Genomic DNA, 17882 nt, shown 5'->3' with positions numbered 1-17882 from the left:
GGTAGACACCCATGAATCGCCAGAAAAAACTGCAGCAGCTGTTCAAGGCCAAGGCCAAAAAGGCCAGCGCCAAATTGGCGCCCAAATCCAAGGACAGGTACATCAGCAAAGCAGAGCGGGAAAAGCTGGCGGCTGAAGCGGATCAGGCGCCAAGCGTTTCCCCGCAAGACTGACTCAGCAGCCGCTCAGCGCCACCTGACGGCGCTCGCCCACAAAGAAAAACGGCCGCAGGCGCACGCCTACGCTGTTACCGATAAACGCCGCCACCAGCCACACCCAGCCATGCAGGCTGCCCGAGGCGATGCCGCTGAAGTACGCGCCGATGTTGCAGCCGTACGCCAGGCGCGAACCGTAACCGAGCAGCAGGCCGCCGATCACCGCAGCGATCAGCGAGCGGGCCGGGATCTTCAGGCTGGGGGCGAAACGCCCAGCCAGGCCGGCGGCCAACAGCGCACCAAGGACGATGCCGATGTCCATGACGCTGGTGATGTCCTCCCACACCGGCGCCGCCAGGGCCTTGGCATTGCCCGGCATCTGCCAGAACGCCCAAGCGCTTACGTCCACACCCAAACCACTCGCCACCTTGGCGCCCCACAGGGCGAACGCCGAAGTGATGCCCCACGGCCGCCCGGCCAGTGCGAGGGTGGCGTAGTTGAGCAACGCCAAACCAATCGCGCCCCACACCAATGGCCATGGCCCACGCAGGAAGCGGCGCAAGCCCTGATGTTCGCTGGTCACGCCTTCTTCAAGCTGGCCGTGGCGGCGCTTCTCCAGACGCACGGTGACGGCCGCGATGAGCGCAAACATCGCCAGGCTGGCGAGCAACGCGGGCACTACGCCGAAGCTCTTGACGATGGACACCGCCGGGAACGCCGGCAACGCAAACCACCAGTCCACATGGTGTGTGGCGATCAGCGAGCCGCAGATAAAGAACAACAACGTCACCAGCATCCGCGCATTACCGCCGCCCACGGTGAATAGCGTGCCCGAGGCACACCCGCCACCCAACTGCATGCCGATGCCGAAAATAAACGCACCAAACACCACCGACACCCCGGCCGGCGCCACCAGCCCGACCACTGGCTGCCCGAACAACGTGCCCGCCCCCAGCGCCGGGAAAAACAGCAGCACTGCCAGCGCGAGCATCACCATCTGCGCCCGCAAGCCAGCGCCACGGCGCTCATTGATGAACACGCGCCAAGCGGAGGTGAAGCCGAAGGCAGCGTGGTAAAGGGTCAAGCCCAGTGCGGCGCCGACCACCAGCAACAGCACCTGGCGCGAACCGACGCTGTTTTGTAGGAACAAGGCGCCCAGCACCAGGATGACAAAGGCCACCAACGGCGCGACTGGCTTGCGCGCGGGGGTGATAGGGAGAGAGGTGCTCATGGGGTATCTCGGTTTGTTTGAAGGGGGGATTGCGAACGGGCGAGTATAGCCTGTGGGAGTTGTCGGACTTCAGTGAGGCTGCGATAGCGGTGTGTCAGGCAACATGGAGGTTGGCAATGCCGCCGCCATCGCAGCCTCGCCAGGGCTCGACAACTCCCACATTGACCGTCACTGTGGCTGAGTACTGCGCCGGCAGCGCCTGTTCAAATCACCTCGTCCTGTTTGAGGAGTCACGAATACCGCTATGAGTTTCCTCGGCACCTTCCGCTCCCTGCGCAGCCCCAACTACCGCATCTGGGCCGCCGGGGCGTTGGTCTCTAATGTCGGCACCTGGATGCAGCGCACCGCGCAGGACTGGCTGGTGCTGACCCAGTTGACCCCGCACAACGCTGCGGCGGTTGGCATCGTGATGTCGTTGCAGTTCGGGCCGCAGTTGCTGTTGCTGCCATGGACCGGCTTTGCCGCCGACCACTACGACCAGCGCAAATTACTGATGGTCACTCAGGCGCTCATGGGTCTGCTGGCACTGACGCTGGGGGTGTTCACCGTCACTGGGTTTGTCGAACTGTGGCACGTGTATGTGTTCGCGTTTTTGTCCGGCTGCGCGTCGGCGTTCGATGCGCCGGTGCGGCAGGTTTTCGTCGCGGAACTGGTGGCCGAGAAGGATTTGTCCAACGCCATCGCACTCAATTCCACGTCGTTCAATATGGCGCGCATGATCGGACCCGCCGTGGCGGGCCTGACCATCGCCTCGGTGGGCACCGGCTGGGCATTCCTGCTCAATGGCAGCAGTTTCTTTGCGGTGCTGGTTTCGCTTTTTTTCCTACGGGTGTCGGGACAGCACGCCAAAGTGCGGGCACTGCGCACCAAGGGCAGCCTGACCGAGGGCCTGCGCTATGTGTGGGCACGGCCGGACTTGAAGGCGATCCTGCTGATGTTGTTTCTGATTGGCACCTTCGGCATGAACTTCCCGATTTTTATCTCGACCATGGCGGTAACTGCGTTCCATACCGATGCGCGCGCCTTTGGCCTGCTTTCCTCGACGCTGGCCATCGGCACCATTGCCGGCGCCCTGCTGGCCGCCGGACGCGAGCGGCCACAGTTCAAGTCGTTGCTCAACGGTGCGGCGATCTTCGGCATTGGCTGCACGCTGGCGGCCCTGGCGCCGAACTATTGGTTGTTCGCCGTGGCGCTGGTGATCATCGGCGTCGGTGCCATGACCTTCAGCAACACCACTAACAGCCTGATGCAACTCACCACCGAACCCGCCATGCGCGGCCGAGTGATTGCCCTGCGCGTCGGCGTGGCCTTGGGCGGCACACCGATCGGTGCGCCTATCGTCGGCTGGGTCGCGGACCACCTGGGCCCGCGCTGGGCACTGGGGGTCGGCGCGTTGTCGGGCATCCTGGCAGTGGGTGTGGCGGTCTACACCCTGCGGCATCGGTTGGATCGGCCCAAGTAACCCTCGCTTCGGCGTCCTTGTATAGGGGGGTGGGGTATGACACCATCCGCCCCACTATAGGTAGGGGGGGTATATCGTGAGCCATATCACAGCCAACAAAGACAACCTGATAAAACGGGTTAAACGCATCGCCGGGCAGATTCAGGCGGTGGAGAAAGCCCTGGAGTCAGACGCTGACTGCGCCAAGACCCTGCACTTGGTGGCCGCTACGCGCGGCGCCATCAACGGCTTGATGGAAGAGATCATCGAAGAGCACGCCAGGGCGCACGTGGCGGATCCTTCCCTCAGCGAGGAAGAACGCAACAAAGGTGTCGAAGAACTGCTCGAAGCCATCCGGCGTTACGCCAAATGACGCTCATGACAAACCACGCCCACGAGCATGTGTTCCTCGGCGCTGCCCACGAAGAGAACGCCAGGCGCACCCTGTGGGTGGTGATGCTGACAGTGGTAATGATGGTGGCGGAAATTGCCGCCGGCTACGTCACCGGCTCCATGGCCTTGCTGGCTGATGGTTTTCATATGGCGACCCATGCCGGTGCCTTGGGCATTGCCGCCGCAGCCTATGCCTATGCCAAACGCCACGCGCGCAGCCCGCGCTACAGCTTCGGCACCGGCAAAGTGGGCGACCTGGGTGGCTTCGCCTCGGCGCTGATCCTGGCGCTGGTGGCCCTGGGCATTGGCGTCGAGTCGGTGATCCGCTTGCTTGAACCCACCGCGGTGCAGTTCGGTACCGCGACCCTGATTGCCATCGTGGGACTGGTGGTGAACATCGTCAGTGCGCTGTTGCTGGGGCACGGCCACAACCACGGGCATGACCACAACCACGAGCATGACCACGAGCACCATCACCACAGCAACGACAACAACCTGAAATCCGCCTATGTGCATGTGCTCGCCGATGCGCTGACCTCCGTCCTCGCCATTGCGGCGCTATTGGCCGGGCGCTACCTGGGCTGGGTGTGGCTGGACCCGGTGATGGGTATCGTCGGCGCCATCGTGATTGCGCGTTGGGCCTGGAGCCTGATGGGCGTAACCGCCGGCGTGCTGCTGGATCAAACCGATGAGCACGTCGCCGCCGAAATCCGCGAGCTGGTCGAGCAACCCGGCGACGCCAGGATTACCGACCTGCACGTGTGGCGCGTCGGCCCCGACGCCCACGCGGCGATTGTGAGCGTGGTCGGCCAGGCGAGCACGGATGCCGACAGCATTCGCGAGCGCCTCAAGCCGGTGCATGAAGTGAGCCACCTCACCGTTGAGTTTCGTTTGGCGTGAGTGCGCCCCCTTTACCCCATCTCCAGGTGACCTCTTGGCTAAAGACATCGAAAACCCCTGCGTCTCCACCTGTCAGCTCAGCGGCGACCTGTGCGTCAGCTGTGGGCGCAGCAAGGACGACATCCGCAAATGGAAACGCATGAAACGCCCCGAGAAAATGGCCGCGGTGCAACGTGCAACCCAACGCTTGAAGGCGTTGAAAAAGGCTAAGTAAGCCGCGTATTCAGGAGCGCCCAATCGACCCTGACACAGGAAGATTACCCAGCAGTTTGAGCCCGGTGCTTTTCACGAAGGTGTCGTAGTCCATCGGCTTCTGGATGCGCGTTTCAGCGTTGGGCAGCACGTAGGCCCAGGCGCGCTGGCTGGAGGCGTCGTACACCAGCTTGAACAGGCGCGTCGGCACCCAGACCTTGTTGTCGCCGATGGTGCTGTAACCCTGGTCAAACAGCGGCCCGGTAAACACATACACATCACCGCCGGCGCGCTTGGCAAACTTGCGCACGTCCGCCTCGACCTTGCTCCAGATCTTGCGGTTGTTGGTGGGGTCTTGGGGCACCATGTTCGACAGCGCAAACGACTGCGCCATGGCGCGGGCGTTGGGAGCATCGGCGGCCGGAGCCTGGTGGCCGCGGTCAACGGCCGGGTGCTGGCTGCGGTAGTCGCTCAGCTCCGCGCGGCCGCCTTTTGGAATGCGCGGGTCGGCATAGAACTGGTTGGTGCGCTCCTCGCCTTTGGCATCTTTCAACTGCGCAGCGTTCAGGCGTTCGACCACCACCAACGGGGTCTTGCTGGTCTGTGAGTAGAGCACCGCAAACGTCTCGGAACACAGCGCCAGGGGTTTCATCGACGCCGGAACGGTGGCTGTCTTAATTGGGGCGGCGGCAGGGAAGAGATCGGCACAGCCATCGAATGAGGCGCGTTGTTCGGTGGGGGTGTAGGGGTTTACCAGACTGCGGGCATCTACAGCGGTAGAAAACAAAACAAGGGCCGACAGCCCGACAGCGATAGTGCGTAGGTACATGCTTTAAATCTTATGGTGAGGGTAACGGAGAAGCGCGAATGTTCGTGCGGGGCTTATGGACCCTGATTCGTCTGTTTGGTGCCGCGAGACTCACGGATAAGGTTGAACCTCTCCTACACGCAGGGGCTCAGAAGCCTACATCCTCGGGAGAATTTTATGACCCAGACAGCACTCGTCGTAGGCGCCAGCGGCATCGTTGGCAGCGCTATCACCCAGCTACTGCTTGAACAACAATGGCAGGTCGCCGCGCTGTCCCGCCAGCCATCACAGGTGCCGGGCGTGATTCCAGTCGCCGCCGACTTGCAGGACCCGGCATCGCTGCAACAGGCCCTGGCCGATCTGAAACCCACCCACGTATTCATCACCACTTGGTCGCGCCAGGCCACCGAAGCCGAGAACATCCGCGTCAACGCCGCCATGGTGCGCAACGTGCTGGATGCCGTGCGCCCCGCCGGCAGCGTGCAGCATGTGGCCTTGGTCACCGGCTTGAAGCACTACCTCGGGCCGTTCGAAAACTATGGCAAGGGCAGCCTGCCGCAAACCCCCTTCCGCGAAGAGCAAGGCCGCCTGGATGTGGAGAACTTCTATTACGCCCAGGAAGACGAAGTGTTCGCCGCCGCCAAAAAGGACGGCTTCACCTGGAACGTGCATCGCCCGCACACAGTCACCGGCGTGGCCGTGGGCAATGCGATGAACATGGCGACCACCCTCGCCGTCTACGCCAGTGTCTGCAAACACACTGGGCGCCCATTTGTATTCCCAGGTTCCCGCGTGCAATGGGACAGCCTCACCGACATGACCGATGCGCGGCAATTGGCACAACAACAGCTGTGGGCCGCCACCACGCCGGCGGCGGCCAACCAGGCGTTCAACATCACTAACGGCGACGTGTTCCGATGGAAATGGATGTGGGGGCAGATTGCCGATTATTTTGGCCTTGTACCCGCAGACTTCCCGGCCAAACCCTCGCCGCTTGAGAGTCAGATGGCCGACGATCAGGCCGCCTGGAGCCAGCTCGCTGCGGAGCATGGGCTGAAGGAAACGGACATCAGCCGCCTCGCCTCGCCCTGGCACACCGATGCCGACTTGGGGCGCCCGATCGAGGTGGTCACGGACATGTCCAAGAGCCGGAAGATGGGGTTCACCGCCTACCAGGCGAGCGACCAGGCATTTTTCGAGGTGTTCGATAAGTTGCGCGAAGCACGGTTGATCCCTTAACGCACCAGGGGCAGCGTCACCACAAATTCGCTGCCCTTGCCATGCCCATCACTCATCCCCGTCACCTTACCGCCGTGGGCTTCGACCAATTCACGCACTACCGTCAAGCCAATGCCCAGGCCCGTCACGTTGAAGCCGATGGCGTGTGTGTCTTGCACGTACGGGTCAAAAATGAACGGCAGTGCCTTGGCGGTAACACCGATGCCATTGTCGGCAATTCTGATCCGCAACACTTTGGCGGTTACGGTGGCCGTCATGCTGATGGTGCCGCCTACGGGCGTGTACTTGGCCGCGTTGGCCAGCAGGTTGTGCAAAATCTGCGCGAGTCGGCCCGGGTCGCCGTTGACGATCAGAGCAGCGTCAGGCAGCTCGACATCAAACTGTTGCTTTCGTGCAATCATCACCGGGCTACAGGCATCAACGGCGGCATTCAGAATACGCAGCATGTCCACTTCACTGCAGTTGATACGCAGCTTGCCGGTGCTGGCGCGCGAGACATCCAGTAAGTCGTCGACCAGTTGGGAAATATGCTGGACTTGGCCCTCGATCAACTCGCGCATGCGCGGCAGTTGATCACTGGGCAGCCGTACCATTCGCTCGGCAATCAGCTTGATGGGGGTCAGCGGATTACGCAGTTCATGGGCGACCATCGCAAGGATGCCTTTCTGCTGGTCCAACGCTCGCTCCGCTGTCGCCTGCAGGTCCTGGGCGCCGAGCGCTGCGATGACCAGTTGCGCGTTGGCCTCACGCAGTTCCTGAAACAGTTGCTCTTCCATGCCCGGCATGGCGACCGGTACGGATTGGGCCAGGAGTATGGCGAGCACCAACTGCTGGTTGGCCTCGATCAACTGCTCGACGTGCTGGGAATCCTCCAGGCGACTGTTGGCGTCACTCAGTTGCTGCTGCAATGCGGCCAGTACCGCTCGGGCTTCAACGGTTTTCTGGCCGAGCAGGAAGAGTTCGTGGGCAGCATTGGCTGCTTCACGCTCGTCCTCTCCAGCGCGTTTACTCATGGGTCAACTCAGACATTATCGTTCCTTAATTGGCTGGCTAGTCGGACGACCACCGAGCAGCCCTTCCTGGTCAGCGAGCATCTCGCCGATCTGCAGGCCATCGTCATTGATGTGATATTGGCGCAGCTCATCGCTGTGGGCACTGGCACGCACCTTGACCACGGCCATGATGCGCAACAGGCGGCTGCGCACTTCGATGTAGCGCTGCACGATGATCGCATCGGTCAGGAACGCCGTGCCGTAGGGGCTGAAGCGCAGATCGGTGTAGCGGTCTTCCAGCTCCGAGGTCATCAATACACTGACCCCGGCGCGGGTCAACGCGGTAACCATGCGTGACAGCGACTCACGGAAGTCCGCACGAAAGGTCGGCGCCAGGGCCAGCTCAAAGCCCGACAGCGAATCGATGACCACCCGCGTGGCGTTCAAGCGGCTGATCTCGCTCAGCAACAGTTGGACGATTTCGTCGATGGACAAATCCGGCGCCCGGCTGTCCACCAGGCTGACCCTTCCGCTTTGGATCAGGTCTGCCAGGGTAGCGTTTTGCGAGCGGTTGGGCCGTTGCTCGAACACCGCGATAACGCCGGTTTCGCCATTGCGCGCACCCTCGGCCAGAAAGGTCGCCGCTAGGATGCTCTTACCCGACCCAGAAGGCCCCGCCACCAGCAGCGAATAGCCGCGAGGCAAACCGCCGCCAAGCATTTCGTCGAGGCGTGGCACGCCCATTTTCAAGCGCTGCATCGGCAGCGTCATCGGTATCTCGACCGGGTTGAGCGGCGCAGGTGCGAACACATTGATGCCGGAACTGGCGATGCGGAAGGTATGCAAACCCGGCAAAGTCGGTTGGCCGCGCATCTTCATGACTTCCATCTTGCGCACCATGGAATTGCGCTCAACACTCTGGCGCAGCCAGATCAACCCGTCAGCTACGGTGAATATCGGGTTGGTGTCGGTTTCGGTGAAGTACTCACCAATCAGGAAGGTGGTCGCCTGCCAAGTGGTCATCAACATGCCCAGTTGTTGAACGAACTGCGGCAGGTTGTTGTTGGGGTTGTGCTGAGTCTGGCTGGCCAGCACCACCGAACGAAAGGAATCGACAAACACCAGCGACGGTGAATGCGCCTCCACTTCGCTGACGATGCGTCGCAGCACTTCATCCAGGTCACCTGCCAGCGTGTCGTCAGCCAGGTTGATGTAGCGAATCGAATGGTTGATCGCATCGTTGTCGAAAAAGTCGAACTGCTGCTGATAACGCAACATCTTCAACGGCGGCTCACCCAAGACAGTGAAAAACAGCGCGGGCCGCTCAGGTGTCGCTAGGGCAAACATCATCTGATGCGCCAGCGTGGTCTTGCCGCAGCCGGGAGGGCCGGCGATCAGGTTGAACGAAAACTCCGGCAATCCTCCGCCCAGCACCTCGTCCAGCCCTGGCACGCCGGTAGCCAGGCGGTTGATAGTTACTTTGGTGCTCATGGCGAATTTTCCTGCGAAGGGGTGTCGCTCAAAGAAGGTTCCCACACGTCGCGCAGCAAACGGGCGGTCAGCGAAGGCCCGATCAGCGTGGTCAGCAGCGTGTAAAAGGTGATCAGCAGCCCTTCACCGAAAAGCAGTGCATCCGCTTCACTTTGCTCAACCAGCACGGATTTGAGGCCGAGCAGATCCGGCGCCGCCTGCGCACGTTCAAACGTGCTGGCCAGGTGGGGATGAATGGAGGCGCTCAGGTGGATGCTGCGGCGTGTCAACGCAACAACGCCCTGCTGGCCGATGATCGGCGTCAGTGCGGCATCCATGCCTTGCAGTATCGACACGATCACTTCGGCGATACGCGCGGTATCAGCGCTGGGACCAACACGGTGCGCCAGAGAAGCTACGATCCGGCGGCTCTCTTCGCTTAGCGTGGACATGACGGGCTTATATCCGATGAATTGAGACCCAGCGTACACCCTATGGCGCTCGACCGAAGGTTTATTGAGTCGCTGTCTCAACACCAGCCCTTCGCCCCGGCCTGAAACCATGGGCACGCGCCGCCCAGACAATTGCCAGCGCCACGCCGATCAACACGAGCATCGCCCACGCAAACGAGGCCACGCCCCAGGTATCCAGCAGCACACCGCCCACCACACCACTGCCGGCGATTGCGCTGTTCCACGCCACCACGTTCAGCGATAACGCCACATCCGCCCCCTCGCCCGCCGCGATCAGCCAACTTCTGATGACCTGGGATATAGCCGCCTCGACGGTGCCGCGCCGTAGCAATCCGTCGAAATAACCGGCTTGCTTGGGCTGGATTCCCCATCGGTTAGCCAGCCCAGGCGATATAAATTCAGCAGGCCATGCTGGCCACGCTTGCTTTCGCTGATGGCACACCGCTAATCTTGCGAATAATTCTTATCCGCAGACGTATGCTCCCATGTCGGCACGCCACCTTCCCTTGAACCACGCCGTCCATGCGCTCTACACCGAGCACCATGGCTGGTTGTTCGGCTGGCTGCGCAAAAAGCTGGGCTGCCCCCATAACGCCGCGGATCTTTCCCACGATACGTTTGTGCGAATCCTCACCTCCCGCGACGCCCTCGGTGGCATGCGCGAGCCCCGGGCGTTTCTCACCACAACGGCGCGCCACCTGATCATCGACCGCGCACGCCGGCGTCATCTGGAAGACACCTACCTGCGGGAATTGGCGCTGACCGTCGAGATGATGGAGCAGTGCCAGCAGTCGCCGGAACAGATCCTCGTCACCTTGGAGGCACTGGAACAGATTGCCTTCGTGCTCGACGGCCTGGCCCTGAATGCGCGGCAGGCGTTCCTGCTGTACTTCCTCGAAGGTCTGCGCCAAAGCGAGATCGCCAGCCGTCTGGGAATTTCCGAGCGCATGGTGCGCAAGCACTTGATGAACGCGCTGATGCACTGCAACCACTCGCTGGACGTATGAGCGCCGACCTCGACCAGCAGGCCGCCAACTGGGTGATCCGTCTGAATGAAGGCAACCTCAGCGAGCACGAGCAACAGCAATTCGAACGCTGGAAGGCCGCCGACCCACAGCACGTGGCCGCGTTTGAACGCTTGCAGGGTTTTGTCGGGCGTTTGCAGGCGTTGCGCCCGCAACAGGCGCCGGTGCAGGCCGCGCTGGAGGCCGCCCGGGTACGTCGGCGCAACCCGGCCGGCCGCGTGCTGCTAGGCGTGCTGCTGGCGTTGCCGGTGGCCCTGGCGCTGCGAACTTACCCGCCCAGTTACTGGCTGGCCGACCAGCGCACCGCCCGGGCGCAATGGCAGCAGGTCAATCTGGAAGACGGCTCGCAATTGACCCTCGGCGGCAACAGCGCCGTCGACCTGACCTTCAACGGCCAGCAGCGCCAGGTGCGCTTACTGCGCGGCGAAATCCTCGTGCAAGTGGCCCACGATGCGACGCGGCCGTTTACGGTGGTGACCGACGACGGCCAGATGCGCGCCCTCGGCACGCGCTTCACGGTCAAGCGCGAAGCACCGGGTACGCTGCTGAGCATGCTCGAATCGACCGTCGCCGCCACCGACGCCAGCCAGCATGACGCTGTGCAGGTGAGCGCCGGCGAACAGGCACGCATCACCCCGGACGCGGTCACGCTGCTGGGCAGGATCGACCCGCGCGCCACGGAGGACGCCTGGAAACACCATCAATTGGTGGTGCAGGACCGGCCGTTGCCGGAGGTGCTCGATGAACTCGCGCGCCAGTACGGCGGCCATGTGCAGTTCGATCGCCAGCAGTTGGCCGACCTGCGCGTGTCCGCTGTGTTGCCGCTGGATAACCCGCGGCGCGCCTTGCAATTGATTGCCGACGGCCTGCCGGTGCGTATCCGCGCGTTCAGCCCGTTGTGGTTGCAGGTCGATCGCCTGGAAAAATAGTTTCGCCTGCCGGGTTCCGCTTTTCACACCTGCCCCGTCAAGGAAGAAAGCACCTTAATAACAGGAATTTCTTCCATGCCACGCCACCTTAAGCGTTCTCCCTTACCCCTCGCCCTGGCGATCAACCTGGTCAGCCTGGCTGCGCTGAGCTTAGGCGTGTGCAGCCCGGTGGCGGCGCAGGAGGCGGCGCGTTATGCCATCGCCGCCGGGCCGCTGGGACCTGCGCTGAACCTGTTCGCCCAGCAGGCCCATGTGGCGCTGCTGTTCGACAGCACAACCGTCGCAGGCCTGAACACCAGCGGCCTGCAGGGCGACTTCCCGGTGGCCCAGGGTTTTGCCCAGTTGCTGCGCGGCAGCGGCTTGCAGGCGATGCAAGGCGCCAATGGCTACGTGCTGGTGCCGATCAACACTACAGGTTCCTTGGAACTGGGGCCCACGTCGATCACCGGGCGGATCGAAGAAAGCAGCACCGATCACGTCCAGGGCTATGTGGCTACGCGCAACCTCAGCGCCACCAAGACCGACACGCCGATCATCGAAACCCCGCAATCGCTGTCGGTGGTCACCAGCGACGAGATCCGCGACCGCCAATCGGAAACTCTGTCGCAGACCCTCGACCTGACCCCGGGCTTCACCAGCCAGCCCACCAGTTTCAACCGCACCTCGGACCGCTTCCGCATTCGCGGCTTCGATGTGGAATCGGCCACCGGCGGCTCCCTGCGCGACGGCCTGCGCTTGCAGAACAACTCCTACGACGGCGTGCAGGAACCCTATGGCCTGGAACGGGCGGAAGTGATTCGCGGCGCGGCGTCGGTGCTGTATGGCCAACTGTCGCCGGGCGGCCTGATCAATACCGTGAGCAAGCGCGCCAGCCAGACGCCCTACCACGAGATCAACCTACAAGCCGGGCAGAACGACCGCAAGCAACTGTCCGCCGACTTCACAGGCCCGTTGGGCGACAGCGACACCTTGAGCTACCGCCTGACCCTGCTCGATCGCAAAAGCGACACCGCCGCCGACCACATCAACAACGACAAGATCTATGTGGCCCCGGCCCTGACCTGGCAACCAGACGACGACACCTCGCTGACCCTGCTGTCGTTCTACCAGAAGACCGAAACGGGCTTCTCCGCGCCGCTGCCCTATCAGTTAACCAAAGGCGTCGGCGAAGGCCGGTTCCAGATCGGCCGCCACGACTTTATCGGCGAGCCGGACTACGACGAAATGAACGGCGAGATGTCGGCGCTCGGCTATGAGTTCGAACACCGCTTCGATGAACACACGCGTATCAGCAACAAGCTGCGTTACTACCAGTCGGATGTGACGTGGCGTTACCTGCAAGTCAACATCGGCACCGCGCAAACCACCGGCCTGCTGCGGCGCCAATACAGCGACCGCCAGGAACGCTCGCGGGGCCTGGCCAGCGACACCAATATCGAGAGCAAATGGCAGTTCGGCGACTGGCAGCACACCTTCCTGCTGGGCTTCGATGGTTACGACACCAGCTACGACTCGCACAACTTCCGTGGTACCGCACAGCCGTTGAACCTGGCGACCTACCAATATGGCCAGCCGGTGGTAGTGAATCGCAACCCGGCCGCGGACCGTGGCTCGCAGATCGACACCCTGCAAAAAGGCATCTACTTCCAGGACCAGATCAAATTCGACGAACGTTGGATTCTGCTGTTGGGCGGCCGCCATGACTGGGCCAACCAGGACACCGAACTGTTCCGCAATTCGGCCAAGAGCAGCAAGCGCGATGAAGCTACCACCTGGCGCGCGGGGCTGGTGTACAAGGCCGACAACGGCCTGGCGCCTTACATCAGCTACAGCGAATCGTTCTTCCCGGTGGCCGGCACCGACAAGGCGGGACAAAGCTTTGTGCCCACCGAAGGCAAGCAGTATGAAATCGGTATCCGCTATCAACCCGAAGGCAGCGCCACGCTGCTGAGTGCAGCGGTGTACCAGTTGGAACAGCGAAACGTGCTGAGCCAGGACCGCACCGACCTCAATTTCTCGGTACAGGTCGGCGAAGTGCGTTCCCGTGGTTTCGAGCTTGAAGCCAAGACCGAAGTCACCCCCAACCTCAGCCTGATCTCGTCCTACGCCTACATCGACGCACGCATCACCAAAAGCGATATCGCCAGTGAAATCGGCCAACGCAGCGAAGATACGCCCTACCACCAGGCCGCCCTCTGGGCCGATTACCGCCTGGCGGCGCTCGGCATCCCGCAACTGCGCATCGGCGGCGGCGCCCGCTACAAAGGCACCACCCAGGCTTCCGGCGTGCCGTCATCGATGCCTGCCTATACCCTGTACGACGCCCGCGCCAGCTACGAGATCGACCCGCATTGGGAAGTCGCGCTGAACGCCAATAACGTCACCAACAAGCGCTACACCTATTGCGAATTCGCGATTTGCCGGTATGGCGATGAGCGACAGTTGGTCAGTTCGTTGACGTATCGCTGGTAATGCTCACCGGCACCGGCTCGGCAATGGTCAGCAGCACCAGCAAGCTGGCGAACGAGCCGATGACCATGAACAGGTCCGTGGTTAACCTGCGCCCGCAGCCAGGCTGAGTGCGTGGATCTTGTCGACAATCTGCCGTGAAGCCTTACGGATCGCCGTCGTCGTGTTGCCTGCGATATGCGGTGTCAGTTGGGCATTGCTGATGCCTGCCAGTGGCGAATAAAAACGGTCTTTTTCGTGGACAAAGGTATCGATGGCAACCGCTTTGATATGCCTGGGAAACGCGGTCATGAAGCTTGCCAACTGGGCTTCGTCGACGATGCCGCCGCGAGCGGTATTGATCAGTATCGAACCTTGGCGCATCAGCCTGAACTGGGCAAGGCCGAACAGGCCTTGGGTGAGCGGTGTCAGCGGTACGTGGATAGAAACCACGTCGGCCTCGCCCAGCAATTGTTCGAGGGTTTGCCGTCGCTCAAGCCCAAGGCTACGCGCGACCTGCTGCGTAAAACGCTCTGAACCGCTGGCGATGACATTGATACCGAGCGATCCCGCTTTGCGTGCGACGGCTTGGGCAATGCTGCCGGTGCCCACCACCCCCAGCGTGAGTTCGCCGAATTCGAGGCCGGGCGCCAAGGTGCCCTTGGACCAGCGGCCGTTGTGCGTTTCGGCGTTGTAGTGGTCCAGGTCCCTGGATAAAAACAACGCCTGGGCGACGACGTATTCGGCGACCGCCGACGCGTTGGAGCCCGGCGTGTTGAGTACGGTCACGCCACACCGCTCAGCCTCTTGCCGGTCGATATGGTTAACGCCTGTACCCGCTTGGGCGATGGCGCGCAGCGGCGTTGGCAGGGCCGATGATGCCGCGGCGCGGATCAGTTCGCTCTCAATGGGAATATTCAGGCGCGTCTTCAACACGCTATACCCCCCGGCCTGAGTCACGGCGTCGATAAAAGCTTGCCGGTCGTGGCCATTGATCTCGGTGTACCGGATGCGCTCGCCATAGTGCTCACGGATACTGTGTTTATCCGTGAAATAGTAGAGATTCAGGGTGACGATCAGGCCCAACTCAAGGAATCGGCCGACTTCCTCGAACAGCAACGGCGGGCCGGGAGCATCCAGTATCAGGGTGGTGAATGCCATACCTGTGAGCCTCTTTAAAGGGTGTTCAACCGCACCGATACACTAGCACCGCGCCACACTGGTTCTAAAACAGTAACCGCGAAAAATCACAGCAGGCCTGCGCCAGCCGCGCCACGTCCTGGTTCAAGCCGAATTGACGGTCCACCCGGTGCAATGCCACGTACTGGATACTCGGCAACTCCGGCTGCGTGACCAGCGCGCGTAATGCGCCGTGCTCGATCAGGTGCGACAAACACGCCTTGGGCAAATAACTCACGCCGATCCCCGACAGCGCCAACCCCACCTGCACCAGCAGGTTATGGCTGGTGAGCGTGCGCGGCATCTGCACGTTGTGCGCGGCCAGCCAACGCTCGTAGATCAAGCCGGTGCCCGACTGCGAACCCTGGGTCAGGACGGTGTAATCGGCCAGCACTTCCAGGCTTACGGGGTCTGGATGGGGGATCAGGCCCGGCGCGCAGATCCAGGCGTTTTCGAGGCTTTGCAGCGCGGTGCTATGGAAGCGCGGGTCGCTGTAAACGTCCGGCACAATCACCAGGTCGAGTTGGTCGCTTTCCAGCTTGCGAAACAGTTCGCTGCTCAGTTCCACCGACGGTTCGATCTGCACTTTGGGGTAGGCCTGGCGCAGCGCTTCCACCAACGCCGGCAGCCAGGTCAATGCGGTGAGTTCGGTGACGCCGAGACGAAAACGGCGCACCAGCACTTCGCGGGCGCTGACCCGTTCGAGCAGTTGGTCGCGACTGTTGAGCAGGTCGCGGGCGTAGTCGAGCAGCTCACCACCCTTCTCCGTCAGCCGGGCGTTGCGCTTGCTGCGGTCGAAAATCTCGACGTCGAAGGTGTCTTCCAACTCCTGGATGCGCTTGGAGATGGCCGACTGAGACATGTTCAGCTTGTTCGCCGCCGCTTCAAAGCTGCCGAGTTCGGCAATCCAATACAGCGCATCGATTTGCTTGAAGGTGATCATGGCGACCAATTCATGAGAAAAAGCGATGCTATCACATCATAAAATATCGCTAAAACTCTTCGGTCATCACTCCTAAGATCCGGCCATAGCCCATCGCTATCTAACAATTCTGGAGATTTGCCATGTCCTTGCCCGGTTCACGCATCCTTCCCAACGCGCCCATGGCCCCGGCCGAACTGGTCGAGGCGTTTGCCCAGGTGGTCACGCCGCATATCAGCGACAACCTCGGCCGGCATATCGGCGCCCGTGGACTCACGCGCTACAACCGCAGCGGCAAGCTGGTGGGCACGGCGATCACGGTCAAGACCCGTCCCGGCGACAACCTGCTGATCTACAAGGCCATGAGCATGCTGCAACCCGGCCATGTGCTGGTGGTGGACGGCCAAGGCGACACCAACAACGCGGTGATCGGTGAGCTGGTCAAGCTCTACGCCCAACAGCGTGGTTGCGTGGGGTTTGTGATCGACGGCGCGATTCGCGATGTCGCCAGCTTTGAGGACACCCCTTGCTACGCCCGCGCCGTGGTGCACACCGGCCCTTACAAAACCGGCCCCGGCGAAGTGAACGTGCCGGTGTCCATCGGCGGCATGGTGATCAATCCCGGCGACCTGTTGGTGGGTGATGAAGACGGCTTGGTCGCGTTCTCCCAGGCCGACGCCGCCGAAGTGCTGCGCCGCGCCGCGCAACATGCCGAGCACGAAGAAGCGGTCAAGGCCGAAATTGCCAGCGGTGCGGTGCGCCAGAGCTGGATCGACAAGGCCCTCAACAATGCCGGCCTGGTGTGAAGGAGTCCGAGATGAGCACTGCATTTTTGTCGGACCGTGTCCTGGGTATCGCGCCCTCCCCCAGCATTGCTGCCAACGCCCTGGTCACCGAGTTGCGCGCCCAAGGCCGCGACATCGTTAACTTCACCGTGGGCGAGCCGGACTTCGACACCCCAGCGCATATTCTTGAGGCCGCCAGCCTGGCGATGCACAACGGTGATACCCATTACACGGCCACCCCAGGCACCCTCGCGCTGCGCCAGGCCATCTGCCTGAAACTGCAGCGCGATAATGAAGTGGTGTATGGGCTGGACGAAGTCGTCGCCGGTTGCGGTGGCAAGCACATCATTTATCACGCGTTGGCCGCCACGTTGAATCGCGGCGATGAAGTCATCGTGCACACGCCGTATTGGGTCTCGTACCCGGACATCGCACGGCTCAACGATGCCACGCCGGTGATCATTCCTGGCGATGAACGCCTGGGTTTCAAGCTGTCGCCCGCCGCGCTCGAAGAGGCGATCACCCCACGCACCAAATGGGTGATCCTCAACAGCCCGAACAACCCCAGCGGCGCGGTGTACAGCGAAGCCGAGCTGCTGGCCCTGGCGCAGGTGTTGCGCCGCCATCCCCATGTGCTGGTCATGGCCGATGAGATCTACGAACACTTCGTCTACGGAGACGCCCGGCATGTGCCGTTGACACGCCTGGCGCCCGACCTCAAGCCACGCACGCTGATCGTCAACGGCGCGTCCAAGGGCTATGCGATGACCGGTTGGCGCCTGGGCTTTGGCGCGGGGCCGGCGTGGTTGATCGCGGCCATCGCCAAGTTGCTGTCACAGACCACCACCTGCCCCAGCTCATTGAGCCAGGCGGCAGCTGTGGCCGCGTTTGCGGGTGATCAAGCACCTATCGCCGGCATGCGCGGGGAATACCAGCAACGCCGCGCGCGGATTCTGGCGCTGCTTGAGGGCATCCCCGAATTGGGCGTTACACCACCGGATGGCGCGTTTTATGTATTCGCCAACGTCAGCGGCCTGATGGGAAAGCTCACCCCCCAAGGTGATCGCCTCGACAGCGACACCCAACTGGTGGACTACCTGCTGCGCGACTACGGCCTGGCCACGGTCAGCGGCGCGGCCTACGGCATGTCGCCGTATGTGCGCCTGTCGTTCGCAAGCTCCCTGGACGTGATCGAAGAAGGGTGCCGTCGCCTCAAAGACGCATGCCACGACCTGCGCTGACGGCCACCCGTAACACCCGGCGACCAGCGGACGGACGCCTTTTGACTGCCTAGAACAAC

The 17882-nt window shown here is 62.2% G+C and carries 18 protein-coding genes and 1 pseudogene; 11 read left to right on the top strand and 8 right to left on the bottom strand.

Annotated features, from left to right (window positions below; translation table 11 throughout):
* Positions 1–11: 11 nt before the first annotated feature.
* Positions 12–173, top strand: a complete 162-nt coding sequence (locus CKW32_RS17425) for a DUF2986 domain-containing protein (protein ID WP_081797666.1) — start codon at positions 12–14, stop codon at positions 171–173.
* Position 174: 1 nt separating this feature from the next.
* On the opposite strand, the gene CKW32_RS17420 is transcribed toward CKW32_RS17425, so the two are convergent.
* Positions 175–1386: a YeeE/YedE family protein gene (locus CKW32_RS17420; protein WP_095185511.1), complete on the bottom strand. Its 1212-nt coding sequence runs from the start codon at positions 1384–1386 to the stop codon at positions 175–177.
* A gap of 244 nt (positions 1387–1630) precedes the next feature.
* Between CKW32_RS17420 and CKW32_RS17415 the strand changes: the two genes are divergently transcribed.
* The 4 genes from CKW32_RS17415 to CKW32_RS17400 all read left to right on the top strand — a co-directional run bounded on the left by CKW32_RS17415 (position 1631) and on the right by CKW32_RS17400 (position 4334).
* Positions 1631–2848, top strand: a complete 1218-nt coding sequence (locus CKW32_RS17415) for an MFS transporter (protein WP_032885918.1) — start codon at positions 1631–1633, stop codon at positions 2846–2848.
* 76 nt (positions 2849–2924) lie between these two features.
* Complete coding sequence (locus tag CKW32_RS17410) at positions 2925–3200, top strand: metal/formaldehyde-sensitive transcriptional repressor (protein ID WP_095185510.1); 276 nt, start codon at positions 2925–2927, stop codon at positions 3198–3200.
* Positions 3197–4120, top strand: coding sequence for a CDF family Co(II)/Ni(II) efflux transporter DmeF (dmeF, locus tag CKW32_RS17405; RefSeq protein WP_095185509.1), 924 nt, complete (start codon positions 3197–3199; stop codon positions 4118–4120). Before CKW32_RS17410 ends, dmeF begins: the two co-directional genes overlap by 4 nt.
* 34 nt (positions 4121–4154) lie before the next feature.
* Positions 4155–4334, top strand: a complete 180-nt coding sequence (locus CKW32_RS17400) for a DUF1289 domain-containing protein (RefSeq protein ID WP_032885921.1) — start codon at positions 4155–4157, stop codon at positions 4332–4334.
* A 9-nt stretch (positions 4335–4343) separates the two neighbouring features.
* Here CKW32_RS17400 and CKW32_RS17395 read toward each other — a convergent pair whose 3' ends face one another.
* On the bottom strand, positions 4344–5141 hold the full coding sequence (locus CKW32_RS17395) for a DNA/RNA non-specific endonuclease (RefSeq protein ID WP_032885922.1): 798 nt from the start codon (positions 5139–5141) through the stop codon (positions 4344–4346).
* 156 nt (positions 5142–5297) lie between these two features.
* Between CKW32_RS17395 and CKW32_RS17390 the strand changes: the two genes are divergently transcribed.
* Complete coding sequence (locus CKW32_RS17390; RefSeq protein WP_095185508.1) at positions 5298–6359, top strand: SDR family oxidoreductase; 1062 nt, start codon at positions 5298–5300, stop codon at positions 6357–6359.
* Here the strand turns inward: CKW32_RS17390 and CKW32_RS17385 are convergent.
* The 4 genes and pseudogenes from CKW32_RS17385 to CKW32_RS17370 form a co-directional block, all read right to left on the bottom strand.
* On the bottom strand, positions 6356–7372 hold the full coding sequence (locus CKW32_RS17385; RefSeq protein ID WP_095185507.1) for a sensor histidine kinase KdpD: 1017 nt from the start codon (positions 7370–7372) through the stop codon (positions 6356–6358). The two genes, CKW32_RS17390 and CKW32_RS17385, sit on opposite strands and share 4 nt — an antisense overlap.
* Positions 7373–7387: 15 nt before the next feature.
* Positions 7388–8842 (bottom strand): ATPase domain-containing protein, encoded by a 1455-nt coding sequence (locus CKW32_RS17380; protein ID WP_032885925.1) that lies wholly within the window; start codon positions 8840–8842, stop codon positions 7388–7390.
* A complete protein-coding gene (locus tag CKW32_RS17375; RefSeq protein ID WP_095185506.1) occupies positions 8839–9273 on the bottom strand; it encodes a hypothetical protein in 435 nt (144 codons plus the stop codon). The genes CKW32_RS17380 and CKW32_RS17375 overlap by 4 nt, the downstream gene beginning before the upstream one ends.
* 61 nt (positions 9274–9334) lie before the next feature.
* A pseudogene (locus CKW32_RS17370) lies at positions 9335–9565 on the bottom strand (MFS transporter); the annotation flags it as partial.
* A 214-nt stretch (positions 9566–9779) separates the two neighbouring features.
* On the opposite strand from CKW32_RS17370, the gene CKW32_RS17365 reads away from it, so the two are divergent.
* From CKW32_RS17365 to CKW32_RS17355, 3 genes are all read left to right on the top strand, one after another.
* Entirely contained in the window at positions 9780–10301 is a 522-nt protein-coding gene (locus CKW32_RS17365) for a sigma-70 family RNA polymerase sigma factor (RefSeq protein ID WP_095185505.1), read from the top strand.
* The gene (locus tag CKW32_RS17360) at positions 10298–11248 is read left to right on the top strand and encodes a FecR family protein (protein ID WP_095185504.1); all 951 of its coding nucleotides are present in this window, start codon (positions 10298–10300) and stop codon (positions 11246–11248) included. The genes CKW32_RS17365 and CKW32_RS17360 overlap by 4 nt, the downstream gene beginning before the upstream one ends.
* 75 nt (positions 11249–11323) lie before the next feature.
* Positions 11324–13720, top strand: a complete 2397-nt coding sequence (locus CKW32_RS17355; RefSeq protein ID WP_095185503.1) for a TonB-dependent siderophore receptor — start codon at positions 11324–11326, stop codon at positions 13718–13720.
* 81 nt (positions 13721–13801) lie between these two features.
* On the opposite strand, the gene CKW32_RS17350 is transcribed toward CKW32_RS17355, so the two are convergent.
* Both CKW32_RS17350 and CKW32_RS17345 read right to left on the bottom strand, forming a co-directional pair.
* Positions 13802–14857 (bottom strand): D-isomer specific 2-hydroxyacid dehydrogenase family protein, encoded by a 1056-nt coding sequence (locus CKW32_RS17350; protein ID WP_095185502.1) that lies wholly within the window; start codon positions 14855–14857, stop codon positions 13802–13804.
* 64 nt (positions 14858–14921) lie between these two features.
* A complete protein-coding gene (locus tag CKW32_RS17345) occupies positions 14922–15818 on the bottom strand; it encodes a LysR family transcriptional regulator (protein WP_095185501.1) in 897 nt (298 codons plus the stop codon).
* A 122-nt stretch (positions 15819–15940) separates the two neighbouring features.
* On the opposite strand from CKW32_RS17345, the gene CKW32_RS17340 reads away from it, so the two are divergent.
* Positions 15941–16603, top strand: coding sequence for an RraA family protein (locus CKW32_RS17340; protein ID WP_095185500.1), 663 nt, complete (start codon positions 15941–15943; stop codon positions 16601–16603).
* A gap of 11 nt (positions 16604–16614) precedes the next feature.
* Positions 16615–17823, top strand: coding sequence for a pyridoxal phosphate-dependent aminotransferase (locus CKW32_RS17335; protein WP_095185499.1), 1209 nt, complete (start codon positions 16615–16617; stop codon positions 17821–17823).
* Positions 17824–17882: the final 59 nt, after the last annotated feature.

Source organism: Pseudomonas sp. Irchel 3H9, from assembly GCF_900187495.1.
Lineage (GTDB): Bacteria > Pseudomonadota > Gammaproteobacteria > Pseudomonadales > Pseudomonadaceae > Aquipseudomonas > Aquipseudomonas sivasensis.
The sequence above is the reverse complement of the archived record's forward strand: the minus strand, read 5'-3'. Positions and strand labels throughout refer to the sequence as shown.

Excerpts from the sequence above, each read along its gene's own strand:
- CKW32_RS17415 (WP_032885918.1), top strand. The coding sequence starts at position 1,631 with ATGAGTTTCCTCGGCACCTTCCGCTCCCTGCGCAGCCCCAACTACCGC.
- CKW32_RS17350 (WP_095185502.1), bottom strand. The coding sequence starts at position 14,857 with ATGGCATTCACCACCCTGATACTGGATGCTCCCGGCCCGCCGTTGCTG.
- CKW32_RS17420 (WP_095185511.1), bottom strand. The coding sequence starts at position 1,386 with ATGAGCACCTCTCTCCCTATCACCCCCGCGCGCAAGCCAGTCGCGCCG.
- CKW32_RS17380 (WP_032885925.1), bottom strand. The coding sequence starts at position 8,842 with ATGAGCACCAAAGTAACTATCAACCGCCTGGCTACCGGCGTGCCAGGG.
- dmeF (WP_095185509.1), top strand. The coding sequence starts at position 3,197 with ATGACGCTCATGACAAACCACGCCCACGAGCATGTGTTCCTCGGCGCT.
- CKW32_RS17390 (WP_095185508.1), top strand. The coding sequence starts at position 5,298 with ATGACCCAGACAGCACTCGTCGTAGGCGCCAGCGGCATCGTTGGCAGC.
- CKW32_RS17365 (WP_095185505.1), top strand. The coding sequence starts at position 9,780 with ATGTCGGCACGCCACCTTCCCTTGAACCACGCCGTCCATGCGCTCTAC.
- CKW32_RS17335 (WP_095185499.1), top strand. The coding sequence starts at position 16,615 with ATGAGCACTGCATTTTTGTCGGACCGTGTCCTGGGTATCGCGCCCTCC.
- CKW32_RS17355 (WP_095185503.1), top strand. The coding sequence starts at position 11,324 with ATGCCACGCCACCTTAAGCGTTCTCCCTTACCCCTCGCCCTGGCGATC.
- CKW32_RS17345 (WP_095185501.1), bottom strand. The coding sequence starts at position 15,818 with ATGATCACCTTCAAGCAAATCGATGCGCTGTATTGGATTGCCGAACTC.
- CKW32_RS17360 (WP_095185504.1), top strand. The coding sequence starts at position 10,298 with ATGAGCGCCGACCTCGACCAGCAGGCCGCCAACTGGGTGATCCGTCTG.
- CKW32_RS17425 (WP_081797666.1), top strand. The coding sequence starts at position 12 with ATGAATCGCCAGAAAAAACTGCAGCAGCTGTTCAAGGCCAAGGCCAAA.
- CKW32_RS17395 (WP_032885922.1), bottom strand. The coding sequence starts at position 5,141 with ATGTACCTACGCACTATCGCTGTCGGGCTGTCGGCCCTTGTTTTGTTT.
- CKW32_RS17340 (WP_095185500.1), top strand. The coding sequence starts at position 15,941 with ATGTCCTTGCCCGGTTCACGCATCCTTCCCAACGCGCCCATGGCCCCG.
- CKW32_RS17375 (WP_095185506.1), bottom strand. The coding sequence starts at position 9,273 with ATGTCCACGCTAAGCGAAGAGAGCCGCCGGATCGTAGCTTCTCTGGCG.
- CKW32_RS17385 (WP_095185507.1), bottom strand. The coding sequence starts at position 7,372 with ATGAGTAAACGCGCTGGAGAGGACGAGCGTGAAGCAGCCAATGCTGCC.